The sequence below is a fragment of the Prolixibacteraceae bacterium genome, assembly GCA_019856515.1.
Taxonomy (GTDB): Bacteria; Bacteroidota; Bacteroidia; order Bacteroidales; family Prolixibacteraceae; genus Halosquirtibacter; species Halosquirtibacter xylanolyticus.
In genome coordinates this window covers 3,695,000-3,712,781 of sequence record CP082230.1, presented here as the reverse complement: position 1 = coordinate 3,712,781, position 17,782 = coordinate 3,695,000, and the positions used below count along the sequence as shown (strand labels likewise).

Below are 17,782 nucleotides of genomic sequence, written 5' to 3'. Positions count from 1 at the left end.
CCCATCAATTTTAATCGAGATCCTCTAAATCATCATCAAAGTCATATTTCTGCTTTTTATTTACAGCCCTAGAGATATAAATACTCACTTCATATAGGAATACCAAAGGAATACAAACCAACACCTGACTAAACACATCCGGTGGTGTGATAATTGCAGATAATAGAAGTAATGCCACATAAGAGTGCTTTCGATAAGTACGCATAAACTCAGGTGTGAGTAGACCTATCTTACTAAAGAAAAATGCAATCACGGGCAACTCGAAGACAACCCCTCCAGAGAATACGATACTGGTCACCGTCCCGATATACGAAGAGAGTTGAATCTGATTAGACACTTGGCTACTTACTTCATATCCAGCCAGAAACTGTAGAGATAAAGGTAAAATAATGAAATATCCGAACAGCACCCCTACAATAAAGAGTAACGAACTTACAAAAACAGCCCCTGAAGCGACTCTTTTTTCTGTATTATATAGTGCAGGTCTTACAAAACCCCATACTTGATAAAAAACATATGGGAAAGCCAATATAAACCCCATCACAATAGAAACCTTAATGTGGGTAGAGAACTGACCTGACATCATAATATTCTGAATTTCAATCGGCCGAATATTAAAAGAAGAGGACTCAATAAAAGGCAATTGTTCATGGATCCATGCCATCATCTGATTCAACTTCTCATAGGTCCAAAAGTTTGGGTCTTTAGGCCATAGGATAATCTCGTCAAAAATTACACTCCTATTCATAAAGGCCACGACACTACAGATAAGTACCGAGAGGCATGCTCTTACCAAATGCCATCTCAACTCCTCTAGATGCTCGATAAAAGACATCTCCTTCACCTGCTTTCCTCCTGATAACTTCTTCTGTGCAACCATATTTTTCATCGTCCAGTTATACCTATACTACAATTAAATGAGGAATACATTTCCGCTCTATCTTGTTTATTCTTCGTTTTAAAACACGAACGAAAAAGAGGCTACACTCTCGTTCTTAAGCCTTCTCTAAACAAAAGATATTCGAAATCATTTATCCCTCATTCAAAATAGAATCGGTATTATTTTTATTCTATCATCACAAATATATTAAATCTATGTCGATTTGCATCAAAATTCAAAAATAGCAACTCCACCACGTTCAAAAATCTATAGATCCACCTCTCCAAGAGAACACAACATTTCATCTCTCAAAACCATATTTAGCAACCGACACAACCTCACCATGCCACATTTATCCTACTCTTTTTATACATTAATTTGCACAAACAACATGACTATCTCGATGTAGTAATAACCCTTTAAATTGAGGAAAAGACGTGGAGCTATAATGGAAAAAAACATGAGAACTATTGTGCCAATAAATTAAAATTGATGCGACATCTATTCTTGACACACATTTTGGAACTGATTTCATGAAAAAATTGTTTTTCAACATCGATTCCATAAAATAGGGAATTTTCACAGTAAAACGGGGTAAAAGCATACAAAACCTTAAGAATAACTCTTTCTAGATTAAGTCATAAAGACAAATTATCCAACATACCACGATCGTTCAACTAACACGAAATCCGATCAAACATGTCCCATAACATCTATCTCTATAGAAAGAGTAATTCGTTAATAAAAAAGATTAATTTGATATCATTAATTCTACAAATATGCCCCCATTCAATTATCACAAAAGAGTCACAACCCTTATAATTTAATAGCAACAATAGAACAAAACTACCTGATATCGACACAAAACCCCTCGAATAATGACACCAACACATCACTAATAGTACAAAAATTAGACCAACGCCTCATTGCAATACCTCTCCCATCCTGTAAGTAATTCATTCAGTTTTACCCTATAAAATAGGGTATCGAACCATCAGCCCATTAAAGATTATTTAAAAAAAAGCGAAAAACGAAGCTTGAATACATCTAATAATTTATATATCTTAGCTCATGATCATTATAGAATGATTTATGAGTGAATTCGCTTTTAGGAGTAATTTAAGGGAAACAAGATGGACAGAAGCATTTCATTAACGGACGAATTAAAAAAATACTTTGGCTTCGATAGATTCAAAGGAAGTCAAGAAGAGGTCATCCACAGTATCCTCGATCAGAACGATACTTTTGTGTTGATGCCTACGGGAGGGGGAAAATCTCTTTGCTACCAGTTACCTGCTCTGATATCAGAGGGTACTGCTATTGTTATATCGCCGCTTATCGCTTTGATGAAAAATCAAGTGGATGCTATTAGGTCGATAAGTACCAATAACGGCATTGCCCATTTTCTGAACTCCTCTCTTTCAAAATCGGCCACCAATCAAGTAAAAGAAGACGTACGCAATGGTATTACGAAGTTACTATATGTAGCTCCTGAGTCTTTGACCAAACAAGAGAATATCGATTTTTTGAACGAAATTACGATCTCGTTCTATGCAATCGATGAAGCCCACTGTATTTCAGAGTGGGGTCATGATTTCAGACCCGAATATCGTCGTATACGTCCTATTGTCCACGAGATTGGTTCAGCACCGATCATTGCCCTAACAGCTACGGCGACTCCAAAAGTTCAACATGACATACAAAAGAACTTAGGCATGAGCAATGCTAGAGTTTTTAAGTCCTCTTTTAATCGTGAAAATCTATTCTATGAGATTCGTTCTAAGAACAAAGCACCGGAACAGATCATCAAGTTTATTAAACAGCGAGAAGGCAAGTCTGGTATTATTTACTGCTTAAGTCGCAAGAAGGTAGAGGAGCTTGCAGCAACCTTACAAGTTAACGGTATACGTGCATTGGCCTACCATGCAGGTATGGATTCGACCACGCGTTCAGGAAACCAGGATAAGTTTCTAATGGAAGAGGTCGATGTGATTGTTGCAACCATTGCTTTTGGAATGGGCATCGATAAACCAGATGTAAGGTTTGTGATACACTATGATGTACCTAAATCTTTAGAAGGCTACTATCAGGAGACAGGTAGAGCTGGTCGAGATGGCGGTGAAGGTCATTGTTTGACATTCTATAGCTACAAAGATATTCAGAAGCTTGAAAAGTTTATGCAAGGAAAGCCAGTTGCAGAACAAGAGATTGGACAACAATTGCTTTTGGATACCGTGGCTTTTGCTGAATCTGCAATATGTAGACGCAAGGTGCTGTTGCACTATTTCGGTGAATCCTATACCGTAAATAACTGTGGCAACTGTGACAACTGTAAGATGCCTAAAGAGCAGATAGAGGGTCGTGAGATGATCTTGATGGCTTTAAATGCTGTAAAAGAGGTAAAGCAACAGTATAAGTCAGAGCATATGGTAGATATTCTTACAGGAGTAAAAAATGCTGCTGTTAAATCCTTTAAACACGAAAGTCTTGATCATTATGGCAAGGGGGAAGATCAAGACCCTAGACTGTGGAAGGCTGTCTATCGTCAATGTATTATTGCAGGATATCTACATAAAGATATCGAAAACTACGGAGTATTAAAGATGACTCCAGAAGGAGAAGGCTATATAGAAAATCCACACTCTTTTATGGTGGTAAAAAACCACGATTATGAAGCTGTAGTTGAAGAGGGACTGTCTTCACCAGGAGGCAACTCAACGGGTGATCCTGAGCTCTTCAATATGTTGAAAGATCTTCGTAAAAAAGAGGCTAAGAAGAGGGATCTTCCACCATATATTCTTTTCCAAGAGTCATCATTATCGGATATGTCGATTCAATATCCAACCAAGATAGATGAACTTCAGCATATTGTAGGTGTAGGACAAGGAAAGGCTAAAAAATATGGAAAGCCATTCATCGAACTGATCCAGAAATATGTTACGGAGAACGGTATTATCCGTGCACAAGACATGGTTGTAAAGAGCGTGGCCAACAAGTCAAAGAATAAAGTATTTATCATTCAAGCGATCGATCGTAAGATGCCACTTGATGATATTGCAAATTCAAAAGGGTTAGAGTTAAATGACTTGATATCTGAGTTGGAGGCAATTGTCAATTCAGGAACTAAAATCAATATCGACTATTATTTAGAGCAAGAGATTGATGAGGATGCGATTGACGACATCTTTGATTTCTTCCATGATGATTCAGAAACTGGAGAGCTCTCCGAAGCTTATGAAGAGTTAGGTGATGACTATGCAGAAGAAGACATTCGATTGGTTCGTTTGAAGTTCCTTTCTGAAGTTGGAAACTAAGAAGAGAGGCTCATATCCTACATCTTAAACCAATTATATATCTAGAGGCACAACATTGATATGTTCTATCAGACCTCTCCTTCGTTTTAAAGTATCACTGTAGGAGAAGACAACATAACCATTTATTGGTTTATATAAGTAATTTACAGACAGAACATTTCAGTCGATGATCTCAAAATATCGTTGGTCATACTAAAACTACTCTATCAAAAAAATAATAGCAAGGGCTAAAGTATTAAAGATACTTTAGCCCTTGTTTGGTATATATCCTAAGAGATAAAACAAGAAGCGCCGCAAGGAGGAGTAATCCACCTTTCACGACGCTTCTACGTTGGTATGTTCTGAATTTGTTTTGTTCAGCAAAAAGCACATATCGAAGAGAAGTCATATCTCCTCTTCTCTACAAGTATCCTAGGACACTTATACTCCTTTTTGTTGACTATTGAATATTGACACTACAACTTAGAAAGAAGGAGCATCAATTTTTTCAATCATTTCACCGATTAGCGTTGTTTGTGTACATCTTTCGATCTTCACTCTAACGTAATCACCTATTTGGGCATCTTTTTTAGGGAATACCACCAATTTATTTTGAGAACTACGTCCACACAATTCATCCGAAGATTTTTTTGATAACTTCTCGACCAATACCTCAACGACTTTTCCAATATCACTTTGATTGCTCTCTATCGAAAGGCTACTTTGAAGTTGAATCATACGTGTTAAACGCTCTCCTTTTACCTCTTCTGAGATATCATCCTCTAGTTTCTTTGCAGCATATGTACCAGGACGCTCTGAATATTTAAACATAAATGCAGTGTCATAATGCACCCATTTCATCATGTCTAATGTCCCTTGGAATTGCTCCTCTGTCTCGCCACAAAATCCACAGAAAACATCCGTTGTGATCGAACATTCAGGGATGTGTTTACGGATCATCTCCACACGATTCTGATACCACTCTACAGTATATCTACGATTCATTCGTTTCAACACCTCATCATTACCCGCTTGGATTGGAAGATGAATATGCTTACAAATATTTGGATACTTTGCAATCATTTTCACTACACTCTCTTTAATATCTTTAGGGTGAGGAGTACTAAAACGAACACGAAGAGTTGGTGACTCTTGTGCGACCAATTCTAATAGATGGTGGAAACGAACTGGCTTAGTTGTTCCTTCGGGCATCCACTTGTACGAATCTACATTCTGCCCAAGAAGAGTTACTTCTTTGTAGCCGTTCTTAACCATATCTCTTACCTCAGCAAGAATATCTTTAGGATCACGACTACGCTCACGACCACGTGTATAAGGTACGATACAGTATGTACAGAAGTTATTACACCCGCGAGTTATGGAGACAAAACCAGAGATCCCTTCATTCATTCGCTTAGGAATGATACTATCGTATGTTTCATCAATAGTTAACTCCACATTGATCGCATCTTCTCCCTCAATCGACTTGTCATAAAGGTATGGAAGATTACGATAAGCATCAGGGCCTGCCACGATATCAACGACTTTGTCTTCTAACATCTCGTCACCAATACGCTCAGCCATACATCCGATAAGACCTAGTTTAAGCTCTTTATTACTTTTCTTTAAAGCATTAAGTTCACGCAGACGTCCCCAGACACGCTTCTCTGCATTATCTCTTACAGAGCATGTGTTCACCAAAACAACATCTGCCTCCTCTTGATTGTCAGAGATCTCAAAATTCCTCTCTGCCATCACGGATGCCACTACCTCACTATCAGCAACGTTCATCTGACACCCGTAGGTTTCGATATATAGTTTCTTTTTCATTTCAAGAAATTCAAAAATCCAGTAAAAATAAATGGGTTACAAAGTTAATTTGATTTTTCACAATCCCATGAAACTTAGGGCTAAAAAAGATTTAAAGCTCTTAATTCACCCCGTTTCATATTTAAATAACATACGAAAGAATCTTGCGTATATTCCCTATTATTACATTTTGCTTATACAAAAAAACCTATCTTTGTAGTACGCAGAAGTAGATGAACGATAAGGTCCATCACCTGCGAACAGATGGACCTATATGGATAGGTTCATTACAGATAATAAGAAGTTGAATTTAATTATAATAGTACAAATCGATATGAGATCGCTATTCTGTTTATTTTTACTGCTTACTGTTGGTAGCATTGTCGCAATGGCTCAAGACCCATACCCAGAAAAACCCGTAGCGCCAGCACCAACCAGTTTAGAGGCACTAATAAAGAAGCCCATTTTTAACCACTCCAACCTAGTGGATTCATTAATTGTATGGCATGCTCAAGAGAATAGTTTACAGAAAGGAGTTCGTGGATATCGTCTTCAGATTTATTTCTCCTCAGGAACAGATGCTCGTTCGGAGATTCAAAAGATTAAGACTCGCTTCTTAAGAGTCAAACCCGATGTCAATACGTATACGACCTACAGTGCACCTGACTTTAAATTGCGTGTGGGAGACTTCCGCTCCAAATCGGAGGCGTTAAAGTTAAAGAAGTCACTATCTTCCATGTTTCCTGACTCATTCATTGTACCTGAAATAATAGACCCAAATTATTAATAATCCAATGGAGACAATAGTGTGCTATTGTCTCTTTTTTTTACCATTTACCCAAAATTTACCATGAGTGATCCAATAAAACATGAGTGTGGCATCGCACTGATTCGTTTAAAAAAGCCTCTTAGCTATTACGAGAAGAAGTATGGCACGTGGATGTATGGCCTCAACAAGCTTTATTTGTTGATGGAGAAGCAACACAACCGCGGACAAGACGGGGCTGGAGTCGTTGGAGTAAAACTATCTGTTGACCCAGGATGTGAATATTTCGATCGTTATAGATCTGTGGAAACCAACCCAATAAAAGACCTTTTCCACCATATCTTTTCGACCATTGACAAGCACAGCAAAGAACATCCTGAAGCAGTATTAGATGCGACATGGGCTTCAAAGAACATTCCATTTATTTCAGAGCTTTATATGGGACACCTCCGCTATGGGACATTTGGTCGTAATAGTGTTGAGTATGCCCATCCAGTGATGCGTCAGAACAATTGGAAATCGCGCAACCTTGCACTGGCAGGTAACTTCAACTTAACAAATGTAGATGAACTCTTCGAGAAACTCGTACAGCTAGGACAACACCCAAAGGCCTATACCGACACGGTGACTGTATTGGAGAAGGTAGGTCATTTTTTAGATGAAGAGAACGAACGTCTTTTTCGTATTTTCAAAAACGAAAGATATAACAATCAAGAGATCTCTGCAAAGATCAAAGAGCAGCTAGATATACAATCTATTCTTGAACAAGCAAGTAGAGATTGGGATGGTGGTTATGCAATGGCAGGAGTGATTGGACATGGTGATATGTTTGTCACAAGAGATCCTTGGGGGATTCGCCCAGCACACTTCTATGAGGACGATGAGATTGTAGTGGTCGCTAGTGAACGTGCGGTAATACAGACTGTGATGGACGTAAAGTATGAGGAGGTCAATGAGATTTCTCCTGGTCATGCACTTATCGTAAAACATGACGGTACAGTATCACAAGAGTTGGTACGTGTACCTCAAAAGCGTCGCTCTTGTTCCTTCGAACGTATCTACTTTTCAAGAGGATCGGATGCAGATATTTATAAAGAGCGTAAAGAGTTAGGACGATTGTTGTCGCCTAAAATTATGCAGGTGATTAACAACAACATGGAGGACACGGTCTTCTCATATATTCCGAACACTTCAGAGACTGCTTTTTATGGCATGGTAGAAGGAATTAGAGAGCAACTTCTTATATGGAAGAAGGAGAAGATCCATGCGTTGTCTAATGAGCTTACAGAAGAGTGTATAGCTGATATCATCAAGGTAGAACCTCGTATCGAAAAGATCGCTATTAAGGATGTGAAACTACGTACCTTCATTGCGGATGATGCCAGCAGAGACGATATGGTAGGACATGTCTACGATGTGACTTATGGTCAAGTAAGAGATCAAAAAGACACATTGGTGGTGATCGACGACTCTATTGTAAGAGGAACAACACTAAAGAAGAGTATTCTTAAGATTCTTGATCGACTTAATCCGAAAAAAATAGTCGTCATCTCATCTGCACCACAAATTCGCTACCCAGATTGTTACGGTATTGATATGGCAGTTATGGGGGATTTCATTGCATTTGAAGCGACCATAGCTCTTCTTAGAGATCGTGGAATGGAAGATCTGATCCAAGAGGTCTACCAAAAGTGTAAAGCACAACAGAACCTTCCCAAAGAGGAGATCACCAACTATGTAAAAGATATCTATCGTCCTTTTAATGATGAAGAGATCTCTGCGAAGATTGCAGAATTGCTCACACCTGAGGATTGTAGTGCAGATATTGAGATTGTATATCAATCCGTAGACAATCTTCATAAGGCTTGCCCTAACGATCTTGGAGACTGGTACTTTACTGGTGATTATCCAACACCAGGTGGTCGTAAAGTGGTGAATAACTCATTTATAAACTATATCGAAGGGGTTAAAAAAAGAGCGTATTAGTTATCAACATGATATGGATCTGTTTTTTTAATTATCACCACCTATCGGTATCACAGAAAAGGGCTTTATTGTAATCAATAAAGCCCTTTTTTATCTTGTTTTAGAATGATCTATTGGAAACGAATGATTGGAACTTCATCATTCTCCGCAATATCATCAAGGTAAGATGACACATGGCGATTAACCTTTCCATCATACATCTCATCAATATCGATCATGATACCTGTCTCTTCAACTTCACCAAAGTGGTCATTTATCACTGTACCGAAAGTACGCATCGTAGGAGATAATCCCATATATGCATTAATCAAAGGAGGAATATTCTCTCCTAGTTTTCTCACCTCAACAGATAATACCTTATACCCCTCTTCATATGTAAGCCCTTCGAACATCGCCTTCATCTTTGGCAGGTCGATATTAACAGGCATTGGATTATAAGGATATACTAACCTCTCTTCATCACCGAAATACTTATCAAAGAAGTACAGAATCAGGTTTCTCGCCTCTTCATTATAGCTTTGATACATCGTTACTTTTCCGAAGAAGTACTTTATCTCTGGATGATCAATCATTAGCGCACCCAAACCATCCCACAAATTATCCAAAGCAAACAGACCTTTTGCACCAGCTTTACTTGACTGATACTCTGGCTGAACGAATGAACGTCCTAGTTCGATAACATTGGGTAGATACTCTTCGATGAAATCCTCCGAGAAGTGAAAAAGACGAGAGGTGGCAAGATGAACCTGTCCATTCTCATCTTTAGGTAGATCTCGACATAGAATAAAGCGATAGCCACCTAATATCTCTTGTTGGTCTGGATCCCAAACAATCAGTTGTTCATAAGGGATATCGTCCGTATCATATGAATCAATATCCACCTCTTTTCCAGTACCCCCACCAGCAGCTCTAAAGGTCAATTCTCTAAGACGCCCAATCTCTATCATAGTGTTTGGGGCGTTGTGATAATTCAGTAGATAAATTTCATTACCTGCCTTGTTGGTTTTTCTCATGAACCTCTCTGGAGTTAGTTCGGCAAGCAAAAGCTCACGACTAACTGGGGCTATAATCTGTTTCATAAAAGCATCTTTTTTTAAAAGACAAATCCAGTATACGGTAGTTTTACCAACTAAAATATGGAAGAGCGATATTCTTGCGTTCTATATTGTTTATACTTCATTATCAACATTCATATAGGGGGAAGGCTATGTCTCCTTCTTAAGTGTCTTATATAAACAAAGTATAGTCGCCATATTCTACCACTCACCTCCTTATTCCATTGGTATTATCTCCATTATGTCTCCATACCGTTCAATGATATAGACAATATAGATACGATATAATGGTAAATTTATATAGATAGTACGTAACAACTATCTATACAGTATGTTGGTTCGTTGATGTTATTTCTGTTCTCCAATCTGATAGACTTTCTCTCTCAACCAAGCAGCCCACTTCATTGGACTCTTGGATTTATCAAAGGTAGTGTAAGGGATAGGTTTTCCAAAAGTGATAACAAACTTTTTGTTTTTGTGACGCACCATCTCATCAGCAAGAAGGAACATCTCGATATTCCATTTAACACCTAAAAACTTACGGATCTTAGCAATCCAATAGAAGTGTTTACTATTACGACCACTCACATGCACAGGAACAATATCACGATGTGTTTCTATCGATTTCTGAATACAATGTTTGTTCCATGAAAGGTCTTGTATCTTACCATCTATCAACCTCGAAGCAAGACCTGAAGGGAATATCAATATCTGTGAATCGGAAGCATAAGCTTCATTAATCATACTGATTGATTTTCGCTGATTCCCATGTTTATTAATCGGAATAAATAGATTCTTAACAGGAGTGATATTCATTAAGATATCATTCACTAAGAACAGAGAATGACCTTTCTGTCTTGTTACAATATTTAACAATAGTAATCCATCAAATCCTCCTAATGGATGGTTGGCAGTAAAGATAAATTTACCCTCTTGTGGAATATTGTCTAAACCTCTATAATCAAATGAGATATGAAACTCATCAATCATCGCTTGAATGAAATCCACTCCTTCAAGGTGTCCGTAATTGTCGATGATATAATTCAAATATCTGACATGCAACACTTTGGAAACCAAACGGTATATAAAATTTGGTATCCTACGTGCCATCTTTGGATCTTTCTCTTCAAAGACCGTCTTGATATCGAATTTCTTTAGTTTATTTTGATTCTCTGTCAAAAGATTTCCTCCTACATTCTATGATTTAGGCAAAGTCAATAGACACGATATTGTGTTCTATTAACCTCATATTTTGCACTGCTATTCTGCTATTACTCATGCAAATTAACAAAATTATAGGTAGAACAGATTGTATTATAACGTTTTTTTAGATCAGAATCTCATTCTTGTATTCACAGTTGTAATAGTTGTGACATATGAACCTTTCACTCTAACTAACATCGAAGAGAGATATTCCAAATAACGATATATCTTTTTCTACCCCTAAGACATTCATCTCATCAATGCCATCAACTATAAAGAAGTGGTCTATACCTATCTTTCAACTCCATCCAAATATACGCTGTAGATAAGGAAAGCATATAAACGATAACAGTCACTAACGGAATAAAAAATAATGGATCGTATGAACATTTCATCAACTTAAAAGAGAGGGCTCTTATTATAGAGACATAAATTGCATGAAAGATATACACGTAAAATCCATAACGGGATAACTTACGAATATACTTAGAACCTCTTTTAATGGTGATATTTAAGAAAAATAGATAAAATAAAATCGCTTGTAAGATATTAAAAGGACTCAGCGGGTTAAGTAAATATAGAGGATCTAAGAAGTTGTAATGAACCATCATTATCACCGAAATATATTTAATAATCCAAATCGAGATCCCTAGCAGAAGAAACGTTTTAGCATTAGATTTTGACCTCTTTTGATAATATCTCTTTAGCGAATAACCTAAGATAAAATAACCCAAATATTTAACAAAATAGAGCATCCAAACTAGCTCACCCCAAAGACTTAATGGAACAGCAAACATCGTTAACAAGACACCTAATGTCATAAAATTAGACTCTCCAAGATGACACTTTATTCGCATTAAGATAGGCACCATCAAGTATAGCCCTATTAGCATAAACATATACCATAAGTGATAGCATGGCTGTCCCTTTAATAACATTACCAACGGAGCAAATGGTTCAAACGGACTGATATTGGCATAATCTTCAACGATCTCCTCCATATATGCCAACAATACATAGACAAGGCTCCAGAATAATGTTGGAAAAAGAATCCTTCTCTTTAATATGCTCGGATAAAAATAGGAAGGTTTGCTATTCTCTTTCTTTGCTAATAAAAATCCGCCACTAAGAAATGTAAAAAGTGCTACAGAAACAGAGATAGAGCAATAAAACAAACCCACAATAAAGTTGTAGTCTACCCTATCTCGCTCTCCAGTTACATACACATTACCTACATGTACCGTAATAACCATTAATGAAGCTACCACTCTTAACAGATCTAAATTGGTCTCTCTCCCCTTCGTTCCCTTTGTCATTAATCTTTCTATAATTGTATTATGCCTATCTCTTTTTTAAAATGATCAATATTCTTCCATTCAAAGTTGTTTATCCTACTTTCTACCATGGTCACTACAGGAAAAACAAAGTCCGATTTTTACCATATACAAACAAGACACATTTTTAAGCCCCTACTATTTCAACACCATCAACGATTATTCTAAAATTAGATAATCACAATTCAAAAATATTTAAATACAGTATATCTCCTTTTCAACAACTCCACTCCGTATGAGATAGTATAACTGAACAGAGTGACAACAATTATAGTCACAGGGATGTAGATCAATGGATTCACATTCCATTGAAGAAATCGAAAAATGACATTCTCCACAACAGATAATAGACCAGCATGGATAAGGTATATTCTAAAGCTATGTAGAGATAAACGACTAAGTAAAGACGTATGTTTTTTCAATTGCAATTGATCAAAACAGTTGTATAGAGCCAATGAACCAACCATCGCAAAAGGAGTAAAAAAACCATAGAAGTAGAATGGGGCACTCACATTTTGCAATAAAAGCCATCTAGTTGCAGAGGCAATCATCAAAGAGCAAACAAACCATATCGCAATTAAATATCTCTTAGAAAGTCCATCAAATCGTACTCCTCGTAAAGAGTAACCAAGAATAAAGTATCCTAAAAACTCAATAAATCGAATCATCCAAAAGAGTTCGCTGAAATAGTCAACAATTGGACTTAACAAGAGCAGGAGTATCCCCAATCGCAAGAATACCTTCTCCCCTATATATGCTTTAATCATCATTAGAGCAGGAACAGAGGCATAAAGACCAATCAACATATACATATACCAAAGATGGTTATAAGGACGCCCCATAAACCAATTTTTCAATGGTAGGGTATAATCAAACGGACGTATCTTCATGTAATCAATAACAGCCCCTTGTACATAGCAATAAATCACATAGATAACACTCCATATTAGGGTTGGATAAATAATACGTTTTAATAGCGTATTCGAATAGAAGGTTTGGTAATCTATATTACCTTTTTTTGCTAAAATATAGCGACCACCAATCATTACAAAAATCGCAATACAGACCCGACAAAATGATTGAATCGAATTACTCACAATAAAATTCAGCTCTCCCGGAACGCTATCAACCATATATGGTGATGTGGTATGAGAAGACACAACCATCATACATGCAATAATACGCAAAAGGTCGAAACTTGACTCTCGACTGTTCATCTTCATATTAATTCAAAAATAAATACTCTCCTCTTAGTTAATAATAACGAAAGGTCATATCGTTAATTATATATGAGAATCACTTTCCTGATTAATTTAATGTGGTTGTCCCACTCTAAGCTCTTATCATCTCCATTCAACTTGCACACTACTTCACTGATAAACAAACCCATAACAGACATCAATAACGCATGAGAGTTATTCGCAATTTCTTTTTATTTTATTAGCTTTATCACTTCTAAATACCAATTAAAATATGGTAACCAGAATATAATACCATAGAACCTATAAAACAACAATCAATGAAATTCATTTACAAATTCACTGTCCTTCAGTTTATCCTTCTATGTCATATAGGAGCGATAGCCCAAGTCAAAGGGGATATTAGTAGCAACTACTGGGACTTTGATCATGGAGTACCCTCCAATTGGCAAGGTAGCGGCCTAAGCACCTCTTCAAGACATTATAAAGTCGGTCAACAGTCCATACAGTGGAACTGGGAAAAGGGTGATAAAGTCGTGGTCAACAAGCCACTGAATATCAATATTGCCTACGCTCTTGAGAAAAAAGGTGGCAGTAAACTCTACTCAGAACACACCTCCTCTTCTCATGCTGACATTCAAAAAATAGGGGGACTGATGTGTTGGATATACAATGAAAATGCAATAGATGACGAGCTTTACATCTCTGTTGGGTTGGATGATAAAGAGGCCTATCGATTTCCATATCACCTCAACTTCACAGGGTGGAGAGCTTGTTGGATACGCTTCTCAGAGATGACCACTATTCAACAGGTAGATCAATTAAATAGACTGACATTCACTGCACCCAATAAGAGTTCTAAAGGGAAATTATTTATCGATCGTATCATGTTTAGTGAGCACCCGATCCATGGTCGTAATACTCCTGATCAACAACTTCCATTTATTAACCCAAGGGTTAATCATAACCACTGGGGAGGTCAATGGTATTGGGAAACCACCTATAAGCACGACATTCCTCTAACCAAAGAGGTAACCAAAGCACAGAAAGAAGCATTTCATAAGATCGAGAACCGTATTCTAGATATTGTACGTGGAGATGTACCTCATCAAGATGAAAACTGGTATTATAAAGATAACTTTGCAGACCTTGGAATACACCGAGCTGAAGATGGACACATAACAGGTCGACAGATAGTCTCTTCGGATGAATACAATGCCAACCTCAATGATGTGAAGCCGCTTCATCTCTCTCGTATATTTTATGGACTTGCACGAGGTTATGCCTTAACCAATGACGACTACTGTAAAGAGATGTTCTTTGATCTATTCGATCACTTTATCGATCAAGGGTATGATTATGGTAGTGCCACTGGAACACAACATCACGTTGGATATCAGCTAGAGGGACTTCCTGAGTCATTCCTACTGATGAAGGATGCTTTAGAGGCATCAGGGCGACTAGAAAAAGCAGCACAAATCATCTCCTACTGGTATGGCAATGCAGAGTGTCGCAAAGATGTTCATGTAAACGAGTTACAAGGAGTATCTGACTTCTGGAACACCAAAGCTAGAGGTCGACTTATAGCAGTCCTTTTAATGGATGATAGTCCAGAAAAAGTAAGAGCGATGAAAGAGTTCTCTCGTTTTGTTGATAACTCACTACAATACTCGGCTGGAACTGTCGGTGGGCTTACACCTGATGGATCACTATTTCATCATGCAGGACTCTACCCTGCTTATATGACAGGTTCTTTTATGGGTATTGCACCAGTAATATATGCCCTTTCACACACCACCTTTGAGATTGGAGACCAGGCTCGTTCTAACTTATCCCAATCGATGTTATTGATGCGCAATTTCTCGAACAAATATGAGTGGCCCATCGCCTTATCAGGACGTCAAGTATTTGCAGGGATGATCAGCCAACGTACTATTGATGGCATGGGATATCTTGCCAAATCAGGAATTGGAACAAACAAGATAAACAAAAATCTTGCTGCGGCTTATATGCGATTGGCTAAACCTTGGGAAAGAATGTACCGAGAGTTCGCTGACGATGGCATAAAGCAAGAAAGCAACATGGATGGTTTCCAAGTAGTGAACTATGCCTGTCTAGGACTCCATCGACGTGATGATTGGTTGGTGAGCATAAGAGGTTACAACCAATATGTGTGGTCAGGAGAAATATATGAACATGACAACCGATGGGGAAGATATATGAGCTATGGCTCTATTCAAATCAACAATCAAGGGAGTCCTATTAGCAACATAGAGAGTGGATACGATCAGAATGGATGGGACTGGAATAGATTCCCTGGCACCACCACGATACACCTACCTCTTGATAAGTTATATTGTCCTGTAAGAGTTTTGATGTCGCGTTCGGATGAGACATTCTGTGGAAGTTCATCACTAGGAAAGAATGGTATCTTTGGTATGAAACTACACGAAACGGAGACACTGAAGAACTTCACACCGGATCATCGTGCCAGAAAATCGGTATTCTGTTTCGACAATACCATCATCTCTCTAGGTAGCGACATCGAGAATAGCAATAAGGATTTCCCTACGGAGACTACATTATTTCAACTAGAGGCTGGCAAAGATTCAATTATTTCCATCGATGGTGTTAAAAAAGAGGGACTATTTATTCAAAAACCATCTAAAAAATCGGCACACATTATTGGAGATAATAAGGGGAATATGTACTACCTGCCTAAAGGACAAAATTTAGTGGTACAAAGACAAGAGCAAGTGTCAAAGCATAATAAATCAGAACAAAACACCTATGGGACTTTCGGTGTAGCCTACATCGATCATGGTAAGGCACCACGTCATGGATCTTATGAATACGCCACGGTAGTCAATGGAGCAAATAGTAAAATTACGCCCAACTACACTGTGCTACAAAAAGATCACCGTGCACATATCGTCAAAGATAAAGCAACAGGTATCACTGGCTTTGTGCTTTTTGAGTCAGGGAAAATAAAACACGACTTACTGAAGCGTGTAGACCACGAATCCTTAGTTATGATTGAAGCACAGGATAGAGAGCTTAACTTGTCTGTATGCTCCCCTAGTATCAATCTTAACAGTAAAAAGATGTATGATGATAAAGGGAGTCTTCCTGTAGATATAACCATAGAATTAAAAGGACATTGGAACTTAACGACAGCAAGAAAAAATGTAATAGTAGATCATCCCAGTGCCAATAAAACCACACTTCGATTTACATGTATAGATGGTAAAACGACAGAAGTGAATCTTATAAAATAGATTCAAAATAACAATGCCCTTAAGCTACACATTAGAACCTTTGGGCATTGTTATTAACATGGTGAATAACGACATTCAAAAAGTCGCTTATTCCCTATAAATCAAACAACTAAAGACAAACCAATTCGTTAATAACTACATCTTTTTCCCTATATAAAAAACATAGCCATAAAAATCACGATACTTATTATATAGCATCTCTTCTTCACGTTGACTCTGAATAAACTCCTTTGCCCATTCATTATCATGATATCTTTCAAGAAAAACCTCTTGTACCTCATGTTGTGGATAGTAGAAATTCTCTGTCCAACAATCCACTGGAATAATAAAAGTCGCGACAGGAACATACCCAGCCTGTTGCATTTGTGCAATTTTATTAGGGATGGTATCAATCTCTGGATATGCACTATTCCAAAATTCTTGAATCTCCTTAGGGCGTTCCTCTGTAAACCAAGAAATCTCAGATGCAACAACATACCCCCCCTTTTTTAGAAATGACCTCCAATAGGTTAGACCATTTTTAAAGCCAATATTATATATGGCACCTTCCGACCATATAAGATCTAATGAACTTTTCGCAAATGGCAATTGGTCCATCGAACCAACTTCTCCTTTGACACGAGAAGATAATCCATACCTATGGGCATTATCATTAAAAAGAGTGATAAACTTAGGGAACATATCCACCCCAATAACCTCCCCTTGAAGATGCTTCGCTAAAACCATGGTCTGCCCCCCAGTACCACAACCAAGATCGACCACTTTCGATTCATGATTTAAGCCTTCTATAAAGCTCAAAGCTTTTAATGTCGTCTCAACACTTCCGGGACCTTGACGTTCTAAACTACCATAATATTCACATATTAAGTCTAATTCTTGAATTGATTTATTATCGTCACTCATAGTCTCTTTTTATTACAATACATCAAAACTAAATATTATTCCTATCAATAATAAACCCCAAGTGAGTGAAAAATGT

The 17,782-nt window shown here is 37.6% G+C and carries 11 protein-coding genes; 4 read left to right on the top strand and 7 right to left on the bottom strand.

The window, feature by feature from the left end; all coding sequences use genetic code 11:
- Positions 1–10 precede the first annotated feature (10 nt).
- The gene (gene tatC, locus K5X82_13680; GenBank protein ID QZT36311.1) at positions 11–889 is read right to left on the bottom strand and encodes a twin-arginine translocase subunit TatC; all 879 of its coding nucleotides are present in this window, start codon (positions 887–889) and stop codon (positions 11–13) included.
- 1,124 nt (positions 890–2,013) lie between these two features.
- Between tatC and recQ the strand changes: the two genes are divergently transcribed.
- Positions 2,014–4,194 (top strand): DNA helicase RecQ, encoded by a 2,181-nt coding sequence (gene recQ, locus K5X82_13675; protein QZT36310.1) that lies wholly within the window; start codon positions 2,014–2,016, stop codon positions 4,192–4,194.
- Positions 4,195–4,656: 462 nt separating this feature from the next.
- Here recQ and miaB read toward each other — a convergent pair whose 3' ends face one another.
- Positions 4,657–6,003 (bottom strand): tRNA (N6-isopentenyl adenosine(37)-C2)-methylthiotransferase MiaB, encoded by a 1,347-nt coding sequence (gene miaB / locus K5X82_13670; GenBank protein ID QZT36309.1) that lies wholly within the window; start codon positions 6,001–6,003, stop codon positions 4,657–4,659.
- A gap of 253 nt (positions 6,004–6,256) precedes the next feature.
- Here miaB and K5X82_13665 point away from each other — a divergent pair, with 253 nt between their 5' ends.
- Positions 6,257–6,769 (top strand): SPOR domain-containing protein, encoded by a 513-nt coding sequence (locus K5X82_13665; protein QZT36308.1) that lies wholly within the window; start codon positions 6,257–6,259, stop codon positions 6,767–6,769.
- 63 nt (positions 6,770–6,832) lie between these two features.
- Positions 6,833–8,734 (top strand): amidophosphoribosyltransferase, encoded by a 1,902-nt coding sequence (locus tag K5X82_13660; protein QZT36307.1) that lies wholly within the window; start codon positions 6,833–6,835, stop codon positions 8,732–8,734.
- A gap of 110 nt (positions 8,735–8,844) precedes the next feature.
- On the opposite strand, the gene K5X82_13655 is transcribed toward K5X82_13660, so the two are convergent.
- The 4 genes from K5X82_13655 to K5X82_13640 form a co-directional block, all read right to left on the bottom strand.
- A complete protein-coding gene (locus K5X82_13655; protein ID QZT36306.1) occupies positions 8,845–9,813 on the bottom strand; it encodes a GNAT family N-acetyltransferase in 969 nt (322 codons plus the stop codon).
- A 324-nt stretch (positions 9,814–10,137) separates the two neighbouring features.
- Positions 10,138–10,968, bottom strand: coding sequence for a 1-acyl-sn-glycerol-3-phosphate acyltransferase (locus K5X82_13650; GenBank protein QZT36305.1), 831 nt, complete (start codon positions 10,966–10,968; stop codon positions 10,138–10,140).
- A gap of 290 nt (positions 10,969–11,258) precedes the next feature.
- On the bottom strand, positions 11,259–12,308 hold the full coding sequence (locus K5X82_13645; protein ID QZT36304.1) for an acyltransferase family protein: 1,050 nt from the start codon (positions 12,306–12,308) through the stop codon (positions 11,259–11,261).
- Positions 12,309–12,511: 203 nt separating this feature from the next.
- Complete coding sequence (locus K5X82_13640; GenBank protein QZT36303.1) at positions 12,512–13,543, bottom strand: acyltransferase family protein; 1,032 nt, start codon at positions 13,541–13,543, stop codon at positions 12,512–12,514.
- Positions 13,544–13,845: 302 nt separating this feature from the next.
- On the opposite strand from K5X82_13640, the gene K5X82_13635 reads away from it, so the two are divergent.
- A complete protein-coding gene (locus tag K5X82_13635; protein ID QZT36302.1) occupies positions 13,846–16,803 on the top strand; it encodes a hypothetical protein in 2,958 nt (985 codons plus the stop codon).
- A gap of 135 nt (positions 16,804–16,938) precedes the next feature.
- On the opposite strand, the gene K5X82_13630 is transcribed toward K5X82_13635, so the two are convergent.
- Entirely contained in the window at positions 16,939–17,706 is a 768-nt protein-coding gene (locus K5X82_13630; protein QZT36301.1) for a class I SAM-dependent methyltransferase, read from the bottom strand.
- Between the last annotated feature and the right edge of the window lie 76 nt (positions 17,707–17,782).

Bases quoted from the DNA above. Each gene is read 5' to 3' on its own strand.
- K5X82_13630 (QZT36301.1), bottom strand. From the start codon at position 17,706: ATGAGTGACGATAATAAATCAATTCAAGAATTAGACTTAATATGTGAA.
- tatC (QZT36311.1), bottom strand. From the start codon at position 889: ATGAAAAATATGGTTGCACAGAAGAAGTTATCAGGAGGAAAGCAGGTG.
- K5X82_13655 (QZT36306.1), bottom strand. From the start codon at position 9,813: ATGAAACAGATTATAGCCCCAGTTAGTCGTGAGCTTTTGCTTGCCGAA.
- miaB (QZT36309.1), bottom strand. From the start codon at position 6,003: ATGAAAAAGAAACTATATATCGAAACCTACGGGTGTCAGATGAACGTT.
- K5X82_13635 (QZT36302.1), top strand. From the start codon at position 13,846: ATGAAATTCATTTACAAATTCACTGTCCTTCAGTTTATCCTTCTATGT.
- K5X82_13645 (QZT36304.1), bottom strand. From the start codon at position 12,308: ATGACAAAGGGAACGAAGGGGAGAGAGACCAATTTAGATCTGTTAAGA.
- recQ (QZT36310.1), top strand. From the start codon at position 2,014: ATGGACAGAAGCATTTCATTAACGGACGAATTAAAAAAATACTTTGGC.
- K5X82_13660 (QZT36307.1), top strand. From the start codon at position 6,833: ATGAGTGATCCAATAAAACATGAGTGTGGCATCGCACTGATTCGTTTA.
- K5X82_13665 (QZT36308.1), top strand. From the start codon at position 6,257: ATGGATAGGTTCATTACAGATAATAAGAAGTTGAATTTAATTATAATA.
- K5X82_13640 (QZT36303.1), bottom strand. From the start codon at position 13,543: ATGAACAGTCGAGAGTCAAGTTTCGACCTTTTGCGTATTATTGCATGT.